Origin of the sequence: Pseudonocardia lacus, assembly GCF_018531445.1 — a bacterium.
GTDB classification, from domain to species: domain Bacteria; phylum Actinomycetota; class Actinomycetes; order Mycobacteriales; family Pseudonocardiaceae; genus Pseudonocardia; species Pseudonocardia lacus.
The window spans coordinates 15378-31603 of the sequence record NZ_JAHDTH010000033.1; the positions used below are offsets into that span (position 1 = coordinate 15378).

A 16226-nucleotide genomic window follows, 5' to 3' on the forward strand; every position below is an offset into this window, starting at 1 on the left:
ACGGCGGGGTGGAGCCATGGCGCGACGGTCGGCGGTATCCGCGCTGGCCGCGCTGGTGCTGGTCGGCGCGGCCGGGTGCGCACCGGACGGCGGCCCGGCCGCACCGGAGCCGCTGCGGTTCGTGGAGGTCGACCTGCCGGGTGCCGCGCGGCCGCAGGTGCTCGCGGTGGCCGGCGACGACCTGCTGATCGGCGTCCGCCCCGACGACCGGTCCACGCCACCCGCGGTGTTGCGCCGCACGGCGGACGGCCGGGTCACCCAGATCCCGACGGAGGCGGCGAGCCCGTACGGCCGCACCGCCGACTGGTACTCGCTCACCACCGACGGCGAGCGGGTGGTGGGCGTCGGCGGCGACCGCGGCGGGGCGCACGGCAACGTCCGGTGGAGCGTCTGGTCCGGTGGGCCCGCCGGGGTCGGCGAGCAGGCCCAGGCGTTCAGCACGTTCGGCGGCTGGAGCGCGGGCGACCTCGTCGACGCTGTGCTGACCCCGTCCGGCCCGGCGCTGGTCGGCACCTGGCAGAGCGCCGGGGCCGGGCTCGACGTGGCGCTGTGGACCGCCGACGCCGACACCTGGACCCGCCACGATCCGACGGGCACCCCGCTGGCCAGCACCCGCACCCTGCTCGGCTTCCCGACGGCCGCCACCGGATCGGGCCCGGGGATCCTGGTGGCCGGCTGGCAGTACGCGCTCGACGCCGAACCGCACGAGCAGCCGGTCGTCTGGCGCTCCGACGCCGCCGGCGCCTGGACCAGGGCGGCGCTGCCCGACGCCGGTGGTGCGGGGGCGGCGGTCGCGGCCGGCTGCGCCGGGGACGACTGCCTGGTCGCCGGGCGCGTCGACGGCGAGGTCGCGCTCTGGCGCTGGAGCGCGGGCGCGTGGACCCGGCTGCCGGGCGTGCCCCCGATCGGGATCGGCGACGCCGAGCCGCTGCCCGCGCCGCTGCGGAGCGGGCAGCGGTGGGACCAGTTCGTCCCCGACGCCGGCCGGCTGGCGGTGGTCACCGCGGACGCGGACGGCACGGTCGTGCGGCCCGTCGACGGACCCACCGGAACGGTGTCCGCCGCCGTGCGCGTCGGCGGATCGGTCTACCTCCTCGCCGGCCCCGACCCGGCCGCCCCGCGGCTCTGGCGCGCCGACGACCCCGTCCCCGGCTGAGCGGCTCAGGCGACCGGGAAGTCGAAGTAGGTGTCCGGGTGGGGCTCGTGCTTCAGCGTGTAGTGCCACCATTCGCACCGGTACGCCAGGAAGCCGCAGGCCGCCATGACCGCGCGCAGCACCCGGCGGTTCTCCGCCTCGGCCGGGGTGGTCCCGGCCGCGCCGTGGTGCGAGATCGGGTCCATCAGGTCGTGGCCGCCGCCCATCTCCGCGATCTCGCCCGTGGCCAGGTGGTAGAGCGTCAGGTCGACCGCGCCGCCGCGGCTGTGGCCCGACCTCGCGGCCACGTACCCGTCGGCGACCATCGCGGCCCGGTCGATGTTCGGGTGGTGCCGCGGCTTGGTGCGCCCGTCCTCTGGCTCGCGCGACCAGCGCAGGAAGCTGTCCACCGCGCGCTGCGGGCGGTAGGCGTCCCAGAGCAGCAGCCCGAAGCCCAGTGCCGCGGCCTCCCGCTGGGCCCGGCCCAGCGCGGCGCACAGGGCCCGGGACCCGACGATGCGGTTGACGGCGTACCCGTCCACCGGCTTGCCGGTGAAGTTGTCCCAGGTCGCGTACTTGGCGTCCCAGCGGACCCCGGGCACGACCTCGTCGACGAAGGCGAAGTCAGCGTCCATCGAAGCGTCCATCGACCGCGCCCGCCAGCGCCAGCGCCACCACCTGGTCGATCACCTCGCCGAGCGGGGTGCCGGCGGCCGCCATCATCCTCGGGAAGCGGCTGTAGGACGTCAGCCCGGGCAGGGTGTTGACCTCGTTGAGGACCACCTCGCCGTCCTCGGTGAGGAACATGTCCACCCGCGAGAGCCCCCGGCACCCGAGGGCGCGGTAGATCGCCTCCGCCGTGCGCCGCACGCGCGAGCGCGACTGCGCCGGGATGTCGGCGGGCACGATCGGCACGGAGTTCTGCGAGCCGCTCTCCGGCGCGTCCTCCTGGTGGATCCGGAAGAAGCCGTGCGACAGCGCGATGCGGTCCACCTCGCCGACGACCAGGTCGGGGCCCTCGCCCAGGACGGCGCACCCGACCTCGCTGCCGACGACCGCCCGCTCGACCAGCACCTTCGAGTCGAACTGCCGTGCGAGGTCCAGCGCGGCGGCCAGTTCCCCCTGGTGGGCCACCTTGCTGACGCCGAACGACGATCCCGAGCGCGCCGGCTTGACGAAGACGGGGTAGGTGAGCCCGTCCGGATCGACGCTCTCGCCGGCCAGGACGACCCGGAACTCCGGCGTGGCGATCCCCGCCGCGGCGACGACGAGGTAGGCGAGCGACTTGTCCATGCACAGCGCGGAACTCGGCACGTCGCAGCCCACGTAGGGGATGCCGGAGAGCTCCAGCAGGCCCTGCACCGCGCCGTCCTCGCCCTGCTTGCCGTGCAGGACGGGCAGCACGACGTCCAGGTCGACGACCTCGTGGCGCCCCGGCTCGTCCAGCACGACCAGCCCCCGCACGGTCGGGTCGGGCGACAGCACGACCGGCCGGCCGCCGCCGTCCTGCCACGGCGAATCCGGGCCCTCGCACAGCCGCCACGCGCCGTTCTTCGTGATCCCGATGAAGAACGGCTCGTACTTGCGCGCGTCGAGGTGGGCGGCGACCTCCCGGGCGGATCTGACCGAGACCGGGTGCTCCTCCCCGCGGCCCCCGAAGATGATCCCGATGCGGAGCTTACCCATGGCGATTCCCGCTCTCGAAATTCAGGCAGTTGGTGAGGGAGTTGCGCACGGTGTCACGCAGGGCGTGGTCGGTGTAATAGGCGGAATGCGGAGTGATGAGCACGTTCGGCAGTTCCTGCAATCGCAGCAGCATCGCGTTCTCGACGGGCCGGCTCCGGCGGTCGGTGGCGAAGATCCCCTCCTCGCCCTCGACCACGTCCAGCGCCGCTCCGCCCAACCGGCCGTCCTCCAGCGCGACGAGCAGGCCCTCGGTGTCCACGAGCGCGCCGCGCCCGGTGTTGACGACGACCGCGCCCCGCTTCATCCGCGCGATGCGCCGGCGGTCGAGCAGGTGGCGGGTGCCGGCCTGCAGTGGGACGTGCAGCGTCACGATGTCGCTGCACTCCAGCAGCTCGTCGAGCGCGACGTACTCGGCGGTGGCTCCGGGGACGCGGTCGTGGGCGAGCACCCGGCAGCCGAACCCGCGCAGCCGGTCCAGGACCGCCGCGCCGATGCGCCCCGTCCCGACCACGCCGACGGTCAGGTCGCGCAGCTCCCGGCCCCGGACCTCGCCCAGCCGGTAGTCGTGGGCGTCGACGCGCCGGATGGTCGACCCGGCGTCGCGCACCGCCATGAGCATCAGCATCAGCGCGTAGTCGGCGACGCTGTCGGGCGAGTAGGCGACGCCTTCGACGGCGATGCCCATGCTCCGGGCGCGCTCCACGTCGATGTGGTCGTGGCCGATGCTCCTCGTGCCGATGTGGCGGACCCCCGCCCGGCTCAGCGCACGCAGGACGGGCTCGGCGATCGGGGTGCGGTGGTCGACGCTGATGCAGCGGTTCCCGGCCGCGAGTGCCGCGTTCGTCTCGCAGACCGCTTCCGCGACGATCGTCGGCACGATGCCGATACCGGGCGCGGTTTCCCGGAACAACGCGGCTTCATCCGGCGCGCAGCCGTACACCGTGATTCCCGTCGTCCCGACTTCCGGTAACGGCGGAGGTTCCGACAATCGGGTGCCGCCGGCCGGGCGGGCCCGTTCGCTGCGGTTCATGGCCCCAGTCAAGGGGGCGCGGTGTTGTCGGCGCGTATCCGGTTTCCGATACGCCGACGATAGGCGCCGGGCAACGGCGACCCGATCGCGCCGGCCCGACCCTGCGGACGCGGGTGGCCGGGCGCAGACTGCGCCCGTGAAGCTGAGCCGACTGCTCCCCGTGGTCGCGGCCGTGGGCGTCGCCGCGCACGACCTGCTGCAGCGCCGCCGCGCCCTGCTGCGCAACTTCCCCGTGCTCGGGCACGGCCGCTACCTGATCGAGGCCATCGGCCCCGAACTGCGCCAGTACGTCGTCGCCGCCAACGACGAGGAGCGCCCGTTCAGCCGCGACCAGCGGCGCTGGGTCTACGCCTCGGCCAAGGGCGAGAACAACTACTTCGGCTTCGGCACCGACAACGACATCGAGCACACCCCCGGCTACGTGATCATCAAGCACCGCGCGTTCGGCCGCGCCGTGCCCACCAGCCACCCGCACGCGGGCGAGGAGGCGTGGCTGCCGTGCGCGAAGGTGCTCGGCGGCCCGCGAGGGCGCCGTCACGCCTTCCGCCCCGACTCGGTGGTCGGCATCTCCGGGATGAGCTTCGGCTCGCTGTCGGGCAACGCGGTCGAGGCGCTCAACCGCGGCGCCGCGCTGGCCGGCTGCCTGCAGAACACCGGCGAGGGCAGCATCTCGCCGCACCACCGCAAGGGCGGCGAGCTGATCTGGCAGATCGGCACCGGCTACTTCGGCTGCCGCGACGAGCGGGGCCGCTTCGACCTCGCCCGGCTCAAGGACGCCGTCGCCGCCGCCCCGGTCCGAGCGCTGGAGGTCAAGCTCAGCCAGGGCGCGAAACCCGGCCTCGGCGGGGTGCTGCCCGGCGCGAAGGTGTCCGCGGAGATCGCCGCGACGCGCGGGGTGCCGCAGGGCCGCGACTGCATCAGCCCGTCGCGGCACGCCGAGTTCGACAGCCCCGACGCCTTGCTCGACTGGGTCGAGATGCTCGCCGACGAGACCGGGCTGCCCGTGGGCATCAAGTCCGCCGTCGGCCACCTGGGCTTCTGGGAGGAACTCGCGGACCTGATGGCCGGGACCGACCGCGGCGTCGACTTCGTGACGATCGACGGCGGTGAGGGCGGCACCGGCGCCTCACCGCTGGTGTTCACCGACTCGGTCGCGCTGCCGTTCCGGCTCGGCTTCAGCCGGGTCTACCGCGAGTTCGCCCGCCGCGGCCTGCACGAGCGGGTCGTCTTCGTCGGCTCCGGCAAGCTGGGGCTGCCCGACAACGCCGCGGTGGCCTTCGCCCTGGGCGCCGACATGGTCGGCGTCGGGCGCGAGGCGATGCTGTCCATCGGGTGCATCCAGGCCCAGAAGTGCCACACCGACAGCTGCCCCACCGGCGTCGCCACCCAGAACCGCTGGCTGGCCCACGGGCTCGACCCCGCGCTGAAGTCGGTGCGCGCGGCCACCTACGTCAAGACCCTGCGCCGCGACCTGCTCAAGATCAGCGAGACCATCGGCGTCGAGCACCCCGGGCTCGTCACCACCGACGACATCGAGATCCTCACCGGGCAGACCGTCGGCACGCCGCTGCACGAGGTCTACGGCTACGACCCCGGGTGGGGCCTGCCCTCCGCGGCCGACCGGCAGCACATCGTGGCGCTGATGACCGGGACGGCGCCGCAGGGCGGCTCGGCGCCGCAGGCTCCCCCCGTCACCGCGACGTGACCGGAAGTAGCCTCTGCTGGTGCCCAGCGACTTCGCGTTGAAGACCATGAACTCGGTGCACCGGCTGCTGGTGGCGCTGACCCGGGGACGCGCAGGCTACGAGTTCGGCGGCATGCCGGTCGTCGAGCTGACCACGATCGGGCGGCGCACCGGCAAGCCCCGCACCGTGCTGCTCACCGCCCCGCTGCGCGAGGGCGACGGCTACGTGGTCGTCGCCTCCCGCGGCGGCGACGACCAGCACCCCGCGTGGTTCCTGAACCTGCGCGACCGGCCCGAGGTCGAGGTGGCGGTCAAGGGCGGCGAGCGGCGACCCATGCGCGCCCGGGTCGTCTCCGCCGAGGAGCGGGCCGAGATGTGGCCGCGGATCGCCGGCCGCTACCGCAACTACGCCGGCTACCAGGAGCGCACCGAGCGCGAGATCCCGCTCGTGGTCCTGGAGCCGCGCGACTGAGCCGCGCCGGCGCGGGCCGGACAGGACAGCGTTCTAGGGTGGGGACGCTCTCGGAGGAGGTGGGCCGTGCTCAGCGACCCGGCGCCGCGGCCGGCGCGCAGCTACGACCCGACGCTCGCCCCGTACCGCGAGGACGGCGTCGTCCACGTGCACGACCACGCCACCATCCGGGCGCTGCTGCGCGACCCGGTCCGGGTGACCGCGGACGTGAGCGACCTGGTGGGCCCGGATCAGCGCGTCCACCCGGTCGCCGCGTTCGTCTGGGCGACCGACCGCAGGACGATCGGGGGCTGCCCCGGCCGGCACGCGGCGCTGCGCTCGACGATGGCCCCGTGGCTGGGCCCGGAGGCGGTCGAGCAGCGGCGACCCGACGCCCGCGCCACCGCCCTGCGACGCGCCGAGGGGCTGTCCGGCCGGTCCTTCGACCTGTACGCGGACTACGCCGAGCCTGTCGTCGTCGAGTACCTGGCCGCGTGGCTCGGCGTCGAGGAGGCCGACGTCCGGTTCGCCGTCGCCGACCAGCTGGCCGCGGGCGAGATGTTCGCGGCCTGGCCACCCCCGAGCACCGACGAGCTCGACGCGCACTACCGGGACCTGATGGCCCGACCGGGCCTCGGCGGCGTCGCCGGTGCCGCCCGCGACCTGCGCGACCGCGGGGTGCTCACCGAGCGGGAGGCGTGGGCCGTCGTCTACGCGCTCGCGGTCAGCGCCGTGGCCACCGCCACCTCGATCACGTTAGCCGCCGGGCTGGGCGTCGAGCACGGCTCGTGGTCCCGCATGGCCGACGACGCGTTCGCCGCCGGCGCGATCGAGGAGGCCGTCCGCCTGGGCAGCCCTTTCCCGCAGTCCAGCCGGTTCGTCCGCGAGCCGTTCACCCTCGGGGACGTCCCCGTCGAGCCCGGCGACCAGGTGCTGATGTGGTTGACGGCGGCCAACCGCGGCCTCCCCGGGGTGCACCGCGAGCCCCTGGACCGCTTCGACCCGACCCGCGACGCGTCCGCGCACCTCGGCTGGGGCTCGGGCTACCACACCTGCGGCGGGGTGCGGCACGCCCGCGCGGTCGCCGAGGCCGCGGTGACCGCGCTGGCCGGGCGCTGCCCGGCGCTCGCGCACGCCGGGCCGTGGCGCCGCTTCGTCGGCATCGACGACGGCTACGCGACGGCCCCGGTCACCGCATGAGGCCGCCACGCGTGCGATCAGTCCCCGGTCTCCGGGGCGGTCTCCAGGACGACCTCGCAGTCCGCGGCGATGAAGTCGCCCGCGTCCTTGCGCACCGTGTCGACCCCCGCCCCGCAGACCACCCAGTCGCCCGCCGCGCCGTCGTTGGAGCGGAGGTCGTCGTTGCCCGGACCGCCGTCCATGATGTCGACGCCGTCCTGGCCGCGCAGCAGGTCGTTCCCGGCGCCGCCGTGGAGCAGGTCGTTGCCCTGCCCGGCGCGCAGCGCGTCGTCCCCGTCGCCGCCGTCGAGGTAGTCGTTGCCGGCCCGCCCCCGCAGGACGTCGTCGCCGATGCCACCGTTGAGGAGGTCGTTGCCGGCCTCGCCGATCAGCGTGTCGTTGCCCGCGAGGCCGAGGTAGTAGTCGTTGTCCGGGGTCCCGGAGAAGGTGTCGTCGCCGGGGGTGCCGGCCCGCGCCTCCGCCGAGGCGGCACCGGCGCCCAGCGTGAGAGCGGCCACGGACACGACGCCGAGCACGGTCGCCCGAACGGAATTGCGCATCGCGGAATCCTCTCCAGAATTGTGCACAACGGAGTCGGAAAGCGGGCCGGAATGACTTCCGGCCGCCCCGAAAGGTTCCGGCAATTTCGCGGGGGCGACAAGTCACACGGTCGGGGCGCGCACGGACCGTGACGGCCGTCGTGCGACCATGTCCGCCGATCCACGACAGGGACGGACACCCCATGCAGACCACCGGCCGCGCACTCGTCGACGCGGTGCGCTCATCCGACCGCGACGAGCGCAACGAGGCCTACCGGGCCGTCATCGAGGCCACCGACACCCCCGTGGAGTGGGCCTACGACGTGTGGGACGACGTCGTCGCCGATCTCGGGCACGCGGACAACCACGTCCGCTCCATCGCCGCCCAACTGCTGTGCAACCTCGCGAAGAGCGACCCCGAGCAGCGCATCCTCACCGCCCTCCCGGCCCTGCTGGACCTCACCCGCGACCCCCGCTTCGTCACCGCCCGGCACTGCTTGCAGGCGCTGTGGAAGGTCGGTGCCGCCGGAGCGCCGCAGCGCGCCGCGTACCGCGACGGGCTCGTCGCCCGCTTCGCGGACTGCCGCGAGGAGAAGAACTGGTCGCTCATCCGCCACGACATCGCCCAGAGCCTGCGCAACGCCTACGACGCCACCGGCGACGAGACCCTGCGCGCGACGGCCGAGCAGCTGATCGACAGCGAGTCGGACGTCAAGTACCGCAAGAAGTACGCCGCGCTCTGGAAGCGGTGAGCCGCCCGCCGTCGGCCGGTTCGGAACCGGACCCGCTCAGGTGAGCACGTCCGCCCGCTCGGGCGCGACGGGCCCCGCGTCTCCCCCCACCTCGACCCCCGGGGCGGCGAACGACACCACCCGGTCGCCCGGGGTCTTGTTGAGCAGCAGCCGGGTGACGTCCGGGCGGGAGTAGTGGCCCGACGGGTCGGCCGCGGCCTTGGCCAGCGAGATGAGGCCGAGGTCGATCTCGGCGTAGAGCAGGCCCTCGACGTCCTCGGGCAGCGGCTCGGTCAGCAGCTGCCCGTCGGGGGCGTAGATGCCCGCGTACCCGCCGCCGGGCTGCAGCAGCGCGCGCTTGGTGTCGTCGGTGCACAGCAGCTCCACCATCTCCGCCGACACGGTGGCGCACGGCGCGAGCACGAAGCACTGCCCCTCGACCGCGTAGACGCGGCTGGCGGCCGTGTTCACCTCCGGACCGAGGGCGTAGGCGCCACCCTTGTAGAGCGAGAAGCTCGGCCACGCGCCGACGTGGACCTGCTCGTCCTGGGCGTACATCGCGTACTTCGACAGCGGCTGCAGGTGCTCCCAGCAGCACAGCCCGCCGAGCCGGCCCAGCGGCGTCTGGTACACCGACAGGTCGGAGCCGTCGCCCTCGCCGAACACGGTGCGCTCGACGTGGGTCGGCTTGAGCTTGCGGCGCCGGGCGATCGTCGCCCCGTCCGGACCGATGATCCACTGCGCGATGTAGAGGCTGCCGGCCTGGCGCTCGGAGATGCCCAGCACCACGGTGATCGCGTGCTCGCGGGCGGCCGCGGCCAGCCGCTCGGCCTGCGGCGAGCCGTACACCAGGGAGTTGTCGTGGTAGCGGCCGAAGAACTGCAGGCCCCACGCCGGGGAGTCGAGCCAGATGAACCACGGGTAGCCCGGCAGCCAGGTCTCCGGGAAGCCGATCAGCGAGGCCCCGTTGCCCGCGGCCTCGGCGATCAGCGCGACCGCCTTGTCCACCCCGGCGTCGAGGTCGAGGAACTCCGGGGCGGCCTGGACCACCGCGGCGCGGAACCGGGGGTGCTCGATGCTCATGGGAGGAGCGTGACGGCGCCGGCGGCGCGCCGCTGGTCTGTGAGTGGCGGGCTTGTTGACTCTGCGCGTCACCGCCCGCCGCTGCCGTGCAGAAGTCTTGCCGGGTCAGCGCGGCGTCCCTACCGTCATCGCATGGCGCGGGTGCTCACCACCGACGCGGTCGGGCCGCGCGAGCGGCTCGCCTACTGGAACGAGGCGGTGTCCGACGCCTACGTCCAGCTGTCCTGCACGGCCCCCGCCGACGACGTCGTCGGCGACATCCACGTCGACTCGCTGGCCACCCTGGCGCTGTCCCGGGTGACCGCCACGGCGCAGCGGGTCACCCGGACCCCGTCGCTGATCGCCCGCGCCGCCGAGGACTACTTCCTGGTGTCGATCCAGACCCGGGGGACCGGGCGGGTCACCCAGGACGGGCGCACCGCGGTCCTGCACCCCGGCGACTTCGCGCTCTACGACTCCACCCGCCCCTACGAGCTCGACTTCACCGGCGGCTTCCAGCAGTACGTGCTGATGCTGCCCGGTCCCGCGCTGCGCTCCCGGCTGCGCGCGGCACCGGAGCTGACCGCGCGCGGCGTGCACGGTTCCCGCGGCGCCGGCCACCTGATGATCGAGATGATCCGGACGCTGGCGGCGGACGCCGCCGTGCTGGAGCCGGCGGCCGCCGCCGCGGTGGCCCACGGCGTCGAACACATCGTCGTCGCAGGGCTCAGCTCCCTGGTCGGCGCCGTCCCGGAACCGTCCGCGGCGGCCCGCCGCGAGCAGGTGAAGGCCTGTGCGCGGGCCCGACTGCGGGACCCGGGGCTGACCGTCGCCGCGATCGCCGCGCAACTGCACACGTCGGTCAGCACGCTGCACCGCGCGTTCGCGGGTGAGCCGTACACGATCGCCGAGTGGATCTGGGCCCGGCGGCTGGAGGCCGTGCGCGCCGACCTGTGCGACCCCGCCCTGCGCCACCGCACGATCAGCGACCTGGCGTTCGGGTGGGGCTTCGTCGACGCCTCGCACTTCAGCCGCGCCTTCCGGGCCCGCTACGGCTGCGCGCCCCGCGAGGTCAGGCCGCGCGGGTGAGCGCTGCCGGTCGGGTCAGGGCCGCCGGACGGCGGCGTACATGTCCTCGATCCGCTCCGCCCAGCGCTGCTCGACCTTGTCGCGCCGGATCTTGAGCGAGGCGGTCAGCTCGCCGGACTCGACGGCGGGCGGGTCGATCGTCCGCCAGTGCTTCACGGTCTCGAAGGACGCCAGCTCGGCGTTCGTCGCGCGGACGTGGGCGTCGAGCGCGTCGACGACGGCGTCCTCGCGGGTAGGGCCGTCCGCGCGGGCCAGGTGGTCGGCGACCGAGTCGGGGTCGAGCGCCAGCAGCGCCACGCAGTACGGCCGCCCGTCGCCGACGACCACCGCCTCGGAGACGAGGGGCGAGAGCTTCAGCGCCCCCTCGATCTTGGCCGGGGCGACGTACTTGCCGCCCGAGGTCTTGATCAGCTCCTTCTTGCGCCCGGTGATCGTGAGGTAGCCCTCGTCGTCCAGGCTGCCCAGGTCGCCGGTGTGGAACCAGCCGTCCCCGTCGATCGCGGCGCGGGTCTCCTCCTCCCGGCCGTGGTAGCCGGCGGTGATGTTCCGACCTCGGGCGAGGACCTCCCCGTCCGCGGCGATCCGCAGCTCCACGCCCGGCAGCGCCTGCCCCACGGTCCCCGGGCGCACCCGGCCCGGGCGGTTGGCGGTCAGCCCCGGGCAGGTCTCGGTGAGGCCGTAGGCCTCGTAGACCCGCAGCCCCAGCGACCACAGGAACAGCAGGACGTCCGGCTGCAGCGGCGCGGACCCGCTGAGCAGACCGTCCGCCCGGTCCAGCCCGAGGCCGGCGCGGATCCGGGCGAGGACCACGCGGTCGGCCACCGCCCAACGCACGCGCGCGAACCCCGACGGCGCCCCACCCCGCAGCCGCGTCGCCGCGATCTCCTCCCCCACGCCCAGCGCCCACCTCGCCAGTGCGCGCCGGGGAGCGGGCGATCCCTCGACGCGACGCAGCACCCCGGCCCGCAGCTTCTCGTAGACGCGGGGGGCAGCCGGGACGAAGCCCGGCCGGGTCTCGACGAGGTCGGCGACCAGCGTCGGCACCGACGACAGCACCAGTGGCAGGTCGTGCACCGGGGCGGCGAACTGGACGAGCCGCCCGAACGAATGGGCCAGCGGCAGGAACAGGAACAGCCCGGCCCCGCGCATCGAGTCGGTCAGGATGCCGACCTCGGCGGTCCCGGCGACGATCGCCAGGTGGTTGGCGCTGGTCTGGGTGACCGCCTTCGGGGGCCCGGTGGTGCCCGAGGTGTAGGTGAACGTCGCGAGGTCCTCCGCCGAGACCGAGGTGCGCCGCGCCGCGAGGTCGGCGCGGACGGACTCCAGGTGCGCCCGCCCGCGCTCCTCCAGCGCGCTCAGCGACTCCCAGTCGTCGCCGGGTTCCAGACCGGTCGGGTCGATGACGACCACGTGCTCCAGGAGGAGCTCGGACGGCTCGTGGTCGCGGCCGAAGAACCGGAAGCCCTCCCGGATGGCGACGGCCTTCCGGTAGAGCGCGGCGTCGCCGACGACCAGGACGCGGATCCCGGTGTCCACGTGCGCGTAGCCGATCTCGGGCGCCAGCAGGCTGGTGTAGATCGGCACGGTCCGGGCCGCGATCGACAGCGCCGCGAAGTCGCAGGCGATCCACGCCGCGGACGTCTCGGCCAACAGGCCGACCCGGTCGCCGGGCCGCAGGGGCGCCGGACCGGTCAGCAGCCCGGCGGCGACGCGGTCGACGCGGTCCCGCAGCTGCGCCCAGGTCACGTCGGTCCAGGCGCCGCCCTCGCGGTGGCGCAGGGCGAGGCCCACCGGGGAGGCGTCCGCGCGGTCGTGCACCAGCGTGGCGAGGGTGGCGAACGGCATGAGGGACAAGGTACCGACTGTCAGTCGGTAGTGAAGGGACCGAGGGGGACTACGGGGTCCGCCCCGCGCGCCGGTAGGCGGCGGCCTGCTGGGCGCCGTCGACCCAGACGTCCTTGCGGGTGACCAGCCCGGCCGCGTCGACGTCGACCACGTCGACCAGGGCGATGCGGGCGGTGAACGCGCCACCGTCGACGGCGGGCAGATCGACCACCATGGTCCACTCCAGGACCCAGTGGCCGTCGCCGAGCAGCAACCGGTCGACCTCGGCCCGGTAACCCGGGAAGTCCAGGAAGACCTGGGCGAAGCGCTGCCGCAGCGCGGCCCGACCCCGGACCCGGTCGCCACCGCCGCGCAGGGCGAAGGTGGAGTCCTCGGTGTGCAGCGCGACGATCGCGTCGGGGTCCTTCGCCTCCCACGCCGCGTGGTACCGGTCGAACACCCGCTGCAGCACCTCGCGCTGCACGGCGACCTCGGGCTGGGCCAGCACTGCGGACATCGGGACCTCCTGGACCTGGGTGGACCGTCCCGGGAAGCTTACCGACTACGAGTCGGTTTTGGCGACGAGCCCGGAGAGGAGGTCCCGCAGCACCTCGCCGTACTCGGACGCCGCACGATCCGGCTCCGGCGCGCGCCCGGTGGCCAGCGCGGCCTCCATCACCGCACCCAGCAGCAGGCGCGTCGCCGACGCCACCCGCCGCGGATCGGTGCCCGCCGGCAGGATGGCCTCCAGGGCGGCGCGCGTCATGCCGGCGAAGTGGGCGTCGTCGATCTCGCGCCAGCGCTCCCAGCCCAGCACCTCCGGGCCCTCGACGAGCACCAGCCGCCGACGCGCGGGATGCGCCGCCCGCCTCAGGTAGCCCTCCAGCGCGGCGGCCAGGTCATCGCTCGACAGCGGCGCCGGACGCCGGTCGGCCCGCAGCTCGTCGGCGATCTCCCCCTGCAACCGGTCCACCACCGCGTCGAGCAGCGCCTTCTTGGAGGGGAAGTGGTGGTAGAAGGCGCCCTTGGCCACCCGCGCCCGCGCCACCACGTCGTCGATGGTCACCGCGGCGTACCCGCCGTCGGTCATCAACTCCCGCCCCGCCCCGAGGATCGCGGCGATCGTGCGCTCGCTGCGCTCCCGCTGGCTCACCACCGCGGCATTCTCGCCGATCTCCGCACCCCGCGAACGCGCGCCCGCCACGTCGGCGACGTCGGGGGTGGTCGCGCAGTTGCCGCCGACGCGACCGGATGTGGTGGTACCCGGGTGGAACGGCCCGCCGGGGACGCGGGCCCGAACCGGCGCCTACGGCTGGCCGGCGGCAGAGCGGGCGAGGTCCTCGACCACTTCCGCGGCCTCGTCCGCGACCGCGGTCGGCAGCTTCGGCGCCACGGCCGGCCAGGGACGCAGCCCCTGGACGACGTGGGCGTAGAAGGTGTCCACGGCGGCGTGCACGCTGGGGATGAAGGCCTTGCTCAGGCCGTTGCGCTTGGTGCCCATCGGAGCGGACAGCGTGAGCCGGAAGGCGCGGACCTCCGCGGACGGGTCGGGCAGCAGCGTCACCTCGTCGGTGCGGACGTCCTTGAGCAGCTCGCAGGAGGTCTGGTCCCGCCGGGCGAAGAGCACCTCGACGCTGAGCTGGTCGGGTGCCTCGCCGAGCTGGCGCAGCAGCCAGGCGACGCGGCGCTTCGCGGTCCCCTCCCGGGGCGCGTCGATCTCGATGCTGGTCCGGATCTGGCTGGTGCGCAGGTCGGCGATCACGGTCACCGGGCCGACGGCGTCCGGGATCCGCAAGGTCGTGCGCAGGACCCCGTCCGCGGCCAGACCGTTGATGGCCTCCTGCAGCCGGGCGTTGTGGTCCGTGGCCTGCTTGCGCGGCAGCGCCAGCCCGACGGCGACGCCGAGCTGGCTGGTCAGTCGCATGCTCAGGTGGCGGACGAGCTTCTCCCAGGCAGCCGCCACGGACTCCGTCTTGCGGTCGGTCGCGCGTAGCGTGCGGGCCACCACCGCTTCACGGACCGCCACCCAGGCGGTGCCCATGTCGTCGAACCCGGCGGCGCCGGACTTGGGGTGCTCCAGGTAGCGGATCAGCTCGGCCAGCACCCACGCCTGCAGCCGGTCGTCGAGGCCGCGGTGCGCCAGTTGCATCTGGGCCTCGTGCAGCACCTCGGACCACGAGATGTGGTGCAGCGCGACCTTGCGGAGCTTGCGGCCGTCGACGGCGACCGGGTGCGCCCCGCCCACCGGCGCGATGTCGTTGGACAGCGTGATCACCGCGTCGTACTTGCGGCGCTGCGCGACGTCGAGGTACTGCTCGACCTGCTCGGTGCGCAACGAACTCGTCCCGGTCTTGACCTCCAGCAGCGCGGTCCAGATCCGACCGGCCCGGGCCACCCGGATCACCCCGTCCGGGATGACCGTGCGGTCGTCGAGCTTGTACTGGACCTCCAGGTAGGTCTCGATCGTGCCGGCCGGGCCGCCGAACCGGGACACCAGAGCCCGACCGAAGTCGCGGACGGCCACCATCGTCGACAGCAGCGTCGAGGTCGCCCTCTTCTCCTGCTCCGCGGCCGCGCCGACGCCGGATATCGAGAACAGCCGCGCGGGCTGCCACGTGTCCTGCTCCGCCAGCGTCGGTCTCGCCAGGGTCGCTGCTGTCGTCCGGCGCTTGCGCGTCGCGACCCCGCGCCTGGGTGCCCTGCTCCGCCCCGCGCCACGGGGGTCGGGCACCGCATCGGCGCCGGGCGGCACGACGGCGACGTCCGGTACCCCGGCGTCGACGATCTGCCCGGACGCCGCGTCCCCGTCCGGGAGCTGCTCGGCGGCGACCACGACGATGTCGTCCGGGCCGGCCGGCTCGTCCGCCGCGACGCCGACGATCCCCGTCGGCTCACCACCGGGACCGGGCTCGGCGGCCACCGTGTGGGGTTCCGACGCGACGGTGGCCGTCAACGCGGCGGGTGCCGGCTCGTGGTCGGGCGCCGGCTCGGCGTCGACGTCGGGCTCGTTGTCGACGGTGATCCCGTAGTCGGTGGCCAGCCCGGCCAGGCCAGAGGCCCAACCCTGGCCGATCGCGCGGAACTTCCAGTGCCCCGCGCGCAGGTACAGCTCGCCGATGACCATCGCGGTCTCCGGACCGGCGTCGGTGACGTCGTAGCTCAGCCGCGTCGCGCCGGCGGAGTCGGTCACGGTGAGGCTCAGCTGTGCGAGCGTGCCGAACCCCAGTCCCGGCTCCGCGTCCAGGCTGGCCGCGATGACCACTGTCGACACTGCGTCGGGCAGCGCTTCGAGGTCCACCGCCACCCGGTCGTCACCCCGGTCGTCGGCGGACCGCTTGCCCACCAACCGCACCGCGCCCTCGCCACCGACCGGCGCGTTGTAGAAGACGAAGTCCTCGTCCGACCGGACCCGGCCGTCACCGCCGAGCAGCAGCGCGGAGACGTCCACGTCGGCCGCCGACTTCGGGTCGGCCCACTCCACCACGACCTGCAGCTGGGCCCCCGCGACCTCCGACTCCGGGAGCAGCGAGATGTTGGCGCCCTTGACCAGAACCGGATGATCCACGCCAAGACCTCGGTGCGGTAGCCAGGACGTTACTCAGCGCAGGTGAACGGCGTGCGCCTGCCGCGCCGGCCGCAACGTGTGCACGGTGACTCGCAGAGGTGCTGGCGTCCCCGCAGCGTCATGCGGGTTCTCGCAGCCCGCCGGCCGGCTGCGACCACACAGCCCGCGCTGCGAGACGCGCTCAGCGCTGCGAACCACCCCGGTGCGCCCGACGCGGACCCTCGCAACCCTGGGTGCGTCGCGCAGCCTCC

15 protein-coding genes are annotated in these 16226 nt (G+C 74.3%); 6 read left to right on the forward strand and 9 right to left on the reverse strand.

The genetic code is table 11. The annotated features are described in order from the left end of the window. The first annotated feature begins 16 nt into the window (after positions 1 to 16). Complete coding sequence (locus KIK08_RS09905; protein WP_214402748.1) at positions 17 to 1156, forward strand: hypothetical protein; 1140 nt, start codon at positions 17 to 19, stop codon at positions 1154 to 1156. 5 nt (positions 1157 to 1161) lie between these two features. Here the strand turns inward: KIK08_RS09905 and vanX are convergent, their stop codons facing one another. Genes vanX through KIK08_RS09920 form a run of 3 tightly spaced genes read right to left on the reverse strand, consistent with a single transcriptional unit; the run spans position 1162 to position 3851 of the window. Then, entirely contained in the window at positions 1162 to 1770 is a 609-nt protein-coding gene (vanX, locus tag KIK08_RS09910) for a D-Ala-D-Ala dipeptidase VanX (protein WP_214402749.1), read from the reverse strand. Then, positions 1760 to 2821, reverse strand: coding sequence for a D-alanine--(R)-lactate ligase (gene vanA / locus KIK08_RS09915; RefSeq protein WP_214402750.1), 1062 nt, complete (start codon positions 2819 to 2821; stop codon positions 1760 to 1762). Before vanA ends, vanX begins: the two co-directional genes overlap by 11 nt. Beyond that, on the reverse strand, positions 2814 to 3851 hold the full coding sequence (locus KIK08_RS09920) for an NAD(P)-dependent oxidoreductase (protein WP_214402751.1): 1038 nt from the start codon (positions 3849 to 3851) through the stop codon (positions 2814 to 2816). The genes vanA and KIK08_RS09920 overlap by 8 nt, the downstream gene beginning before the upstream one ends. Before the next feature lie 136 nt (positions 3852 to 3987). On the opposite strand from KIK08_RS09920, the gene KIK08_RS09925 reads away from it, so the two are divergent. From KIK08_RS09925 to KIK08_RS09935, 3 genes are all read left to right on the forward strand, one after another. Next, entirely contained in the window at positions 3988 to 5556 is a 1569-nt protein-coding gene (locus KIK08_RS09925; RefSeq protein ID WP_214402752.1) for an FMN-binding glutamate synthase family protein, read from the forward strand. Between the two features lie 19 nt (positions 5557 to 5575). Continuing rightward, positions 5576 to 6007 (forward strand): nitroreductase/quinone reductase family protein, encoded by a 432-nt coding sequence (locus tag KIK08_RS09930; protein WP_214402753.1) that lies wholly within the window; start codon positions 5576 to 5578, stop codon positions 6005 to 6007. A 66-nt stretch (positions 6008 to 6073) separates the two neighbouring features. After that, positions 6074 to 7186 (forward strand): cytochrome P450, encoded by a 1113-nt coding sequence (locus KIK08_RS09935; protein WP_214402754.1) that lies wholly within the window; start codon positions 6074 to 6076, stop codon positions 7184 to 7186. A 17-nt stretch (positions 7187 to 7203) separates the two neighbouring features. Here KIK08_RS09935 and KIK08_RS40955 read toward each other — a convergent pair whose 3' ends face one another. Continuing rightward, the gene (locus tag KIK08_RS40955; RefSeq protein ID WP_214402755.1) at positions 7204 to 7725 is read right to left on the reverse strand and encodes a calcium-binding protein; all 522 of its coding nucleotides are present in this window, start codon (positions 7723 to 7725) and stop codon (positions 7204 to 7206) included. Between the two features lie 182 nt (positions 7726 to 7907). Here KIK08_RS40955 and KIK08_RS09945 point away from each other — a divergent pair, with 182 nt between their 5' ends. Next, positions 7908 to 8456: a hypothetical protein gene (locus tag KIK08_RS09945; RefSeq protein ID WP_214402756.1), complete on the forward strand. Its 549-nt coding sequence runs from the start codon at positions 7908 to 7910 to the stop codon at positions 8454 to 8456. A gap of 36 nt (positions 8457 to 8492) precedes the next feature. Here KIK08_RS09945 and KIK08_RS09950 read toward each other — a convergent pair whose 3' ends face one another. Then, positions 8493 to 9518 (reverse strand): carbon-nitrogen hydrolase family protein, encoded by a 1026-nt coding sequence (locus tag KIK08_RS09950; RefSeq protein WP_214402757.1) that lies wholly within the window; start codon positions 9516 to 9518, stop codon positions 8493 to 8495. A gap of 132 nt (positions 9519 to 9650) precedes the next feature. On the opposite strand from KIK08_RS09950, the gene KIK08_RS09955 reads away from it, so the two are divergent. After that, on the forward strand, positions 9651 to 10586 hold the full coding sequence (locus KIK08_RS09955) for an AraC-like ligand-binding domain-containing protein (RefSeq protein WP_214402758.1): 936 nt from the start codon (positions 9651 to 9653) through the stop codon (positions 10584 to 10586). A 15-nt stretch (positions 10587 to 10601) separates the two neighbouring features. On the opposite strand, the gene KIK08_RS09960 is transcribed toward KIK08_RS09955, so the two are convergent. The 4 genes from KIK08_RS09960 to KIK08_RS09975 all read right to left on the reverse strand — a co-directional run bounded on the left by KIK08_RS09960 (position 10602) and on the right by KIK08_RS09975 (position 15975). Then, the gene (locus tag KIK08_RS09960; RefSeq protein WP_214402759.1) at positions 10602 to 12431 is read right to left on the reverse strand and encodes an AMP-dependent synthetase/ligase; all 1830 of its coding nucleotides are present in this window, start codon (positions 12429 to 12431) and stop codon (positions 10602 to 10604) included. Positions 12432 to 12480: 49 nt separating this feature from the next. Next, complete coding sequence (locus KIK08_RS09965; RefSeq protein ID WP_214402760.1) at positions 12481 to 12927, reverse strand: nuclear transport factor 2 family protein; 447 nt, start codon at positions 12925 to 12927, stop codon at positions 12481 to 12483. A gap of 45 nt (positions 12928 to 12972) precedes the next feature. Then, entirely contained in the window at positions 12973 to 13566 is a 594-nt protein-coding gene (locus KIK08_RS09970) for a TetR/AcrR family transcriptional regulator (RefSeq protein WP_214402761.1), read from the reverse strand. A 150-nt stretch (positions 13567 to 13716) separates the two neighbouring features. Then, positions 13717 to 15975 (reverse strand): TerD family protein, encoded by a 2259-nt coding sequence (locus tag KIK08_RS09975; protein ID WP_214402762.1) that lies wholly within the window; start codon positions 15973 to 15975, stop codon positions 13717 to 13719. Positions 15976 to 16226 lie beyond the last annotated feature (251 nt).

What these genes read in the sequence shown, in the direction of transcription:
- KIK08_RS09905 (WP_214402748.1), top strand. Translation starts at nt 17, where the DNA reads ATGGCGCGACGGTCGGCGGTATCCGCGCTGGCCGCGCTGGTGCTGGTC.
- vanX (WP_214402749.1), bottom strand. Translation starts at nt 1,770, where the DNA reads ATGGACGCTGACTTCGCCTTCGTCGACGAGGTCGTGCCCGGGGTCCGC.
- vanA (WP_214402750.1), bottom strand. Translation starts at nt 2,821, where the DNA reads ATGGGTAAGCTCCGCATCGGGATCATCTTCGGGGGCCGCGGGGAGGAG.
- KIK08_RS09920 (WP_214402751.1), bottom strand. Translation starts at nt 3,851, where the DNA reads ATGAACCGCAGCGAACGGGCCCGCCCGGCCGGCGGCACCCGATTGTCG.
- KIK08_RS40955 (WP_214402755.1), bottom strand. Translation starts at nt 7,725, where the DNA reads ATGCGCAATTCCGTTCGGGCGACCGTGCTCGGCGTCGTGTCCGTGGCC.
- KIK08_RS09945 (WP_214402756.1), top strand. Translation starts at nt 7,908, where the DNA reads ATGCAGACCACCGGCCGCGCACTCGTCGACGCGGTGCGCTCATCCGAC.
- KIK08_RS09950 (WP_214402757.1), bottom strand. Translation starts at nt 9,518, where the DNA reads ATGAGCATCGAGCACCCCCGGTTCCGCGCCGCGGTGGTCCAGGCCGCC.
- KIK08_RS09955 (WP_214402758.1), top strand. Translation starts at nt 9,651, where the DNA reads ATGGCGCGGGTGCTCACCACCGACGCGGTCGGGCCGCGCGAGCGGCTC.
- KIK08_RS09960 (WP_214402759.1), bottom strand. Translation starts at nt 12,431, where the DNA reads ATGCCGTTCGCCACCCTCGCCACGCTGGTGCACGACCGCGCGGACGCC.
- KIK08_RS09965 (WP_214402760.1), bottom strand. Translation starts at nt 12,927, where the DNA reads ATGTCCGCAGTGCTGGCCCAGCCCGAGGTCGCCGTGCAGCGCGAGGTG.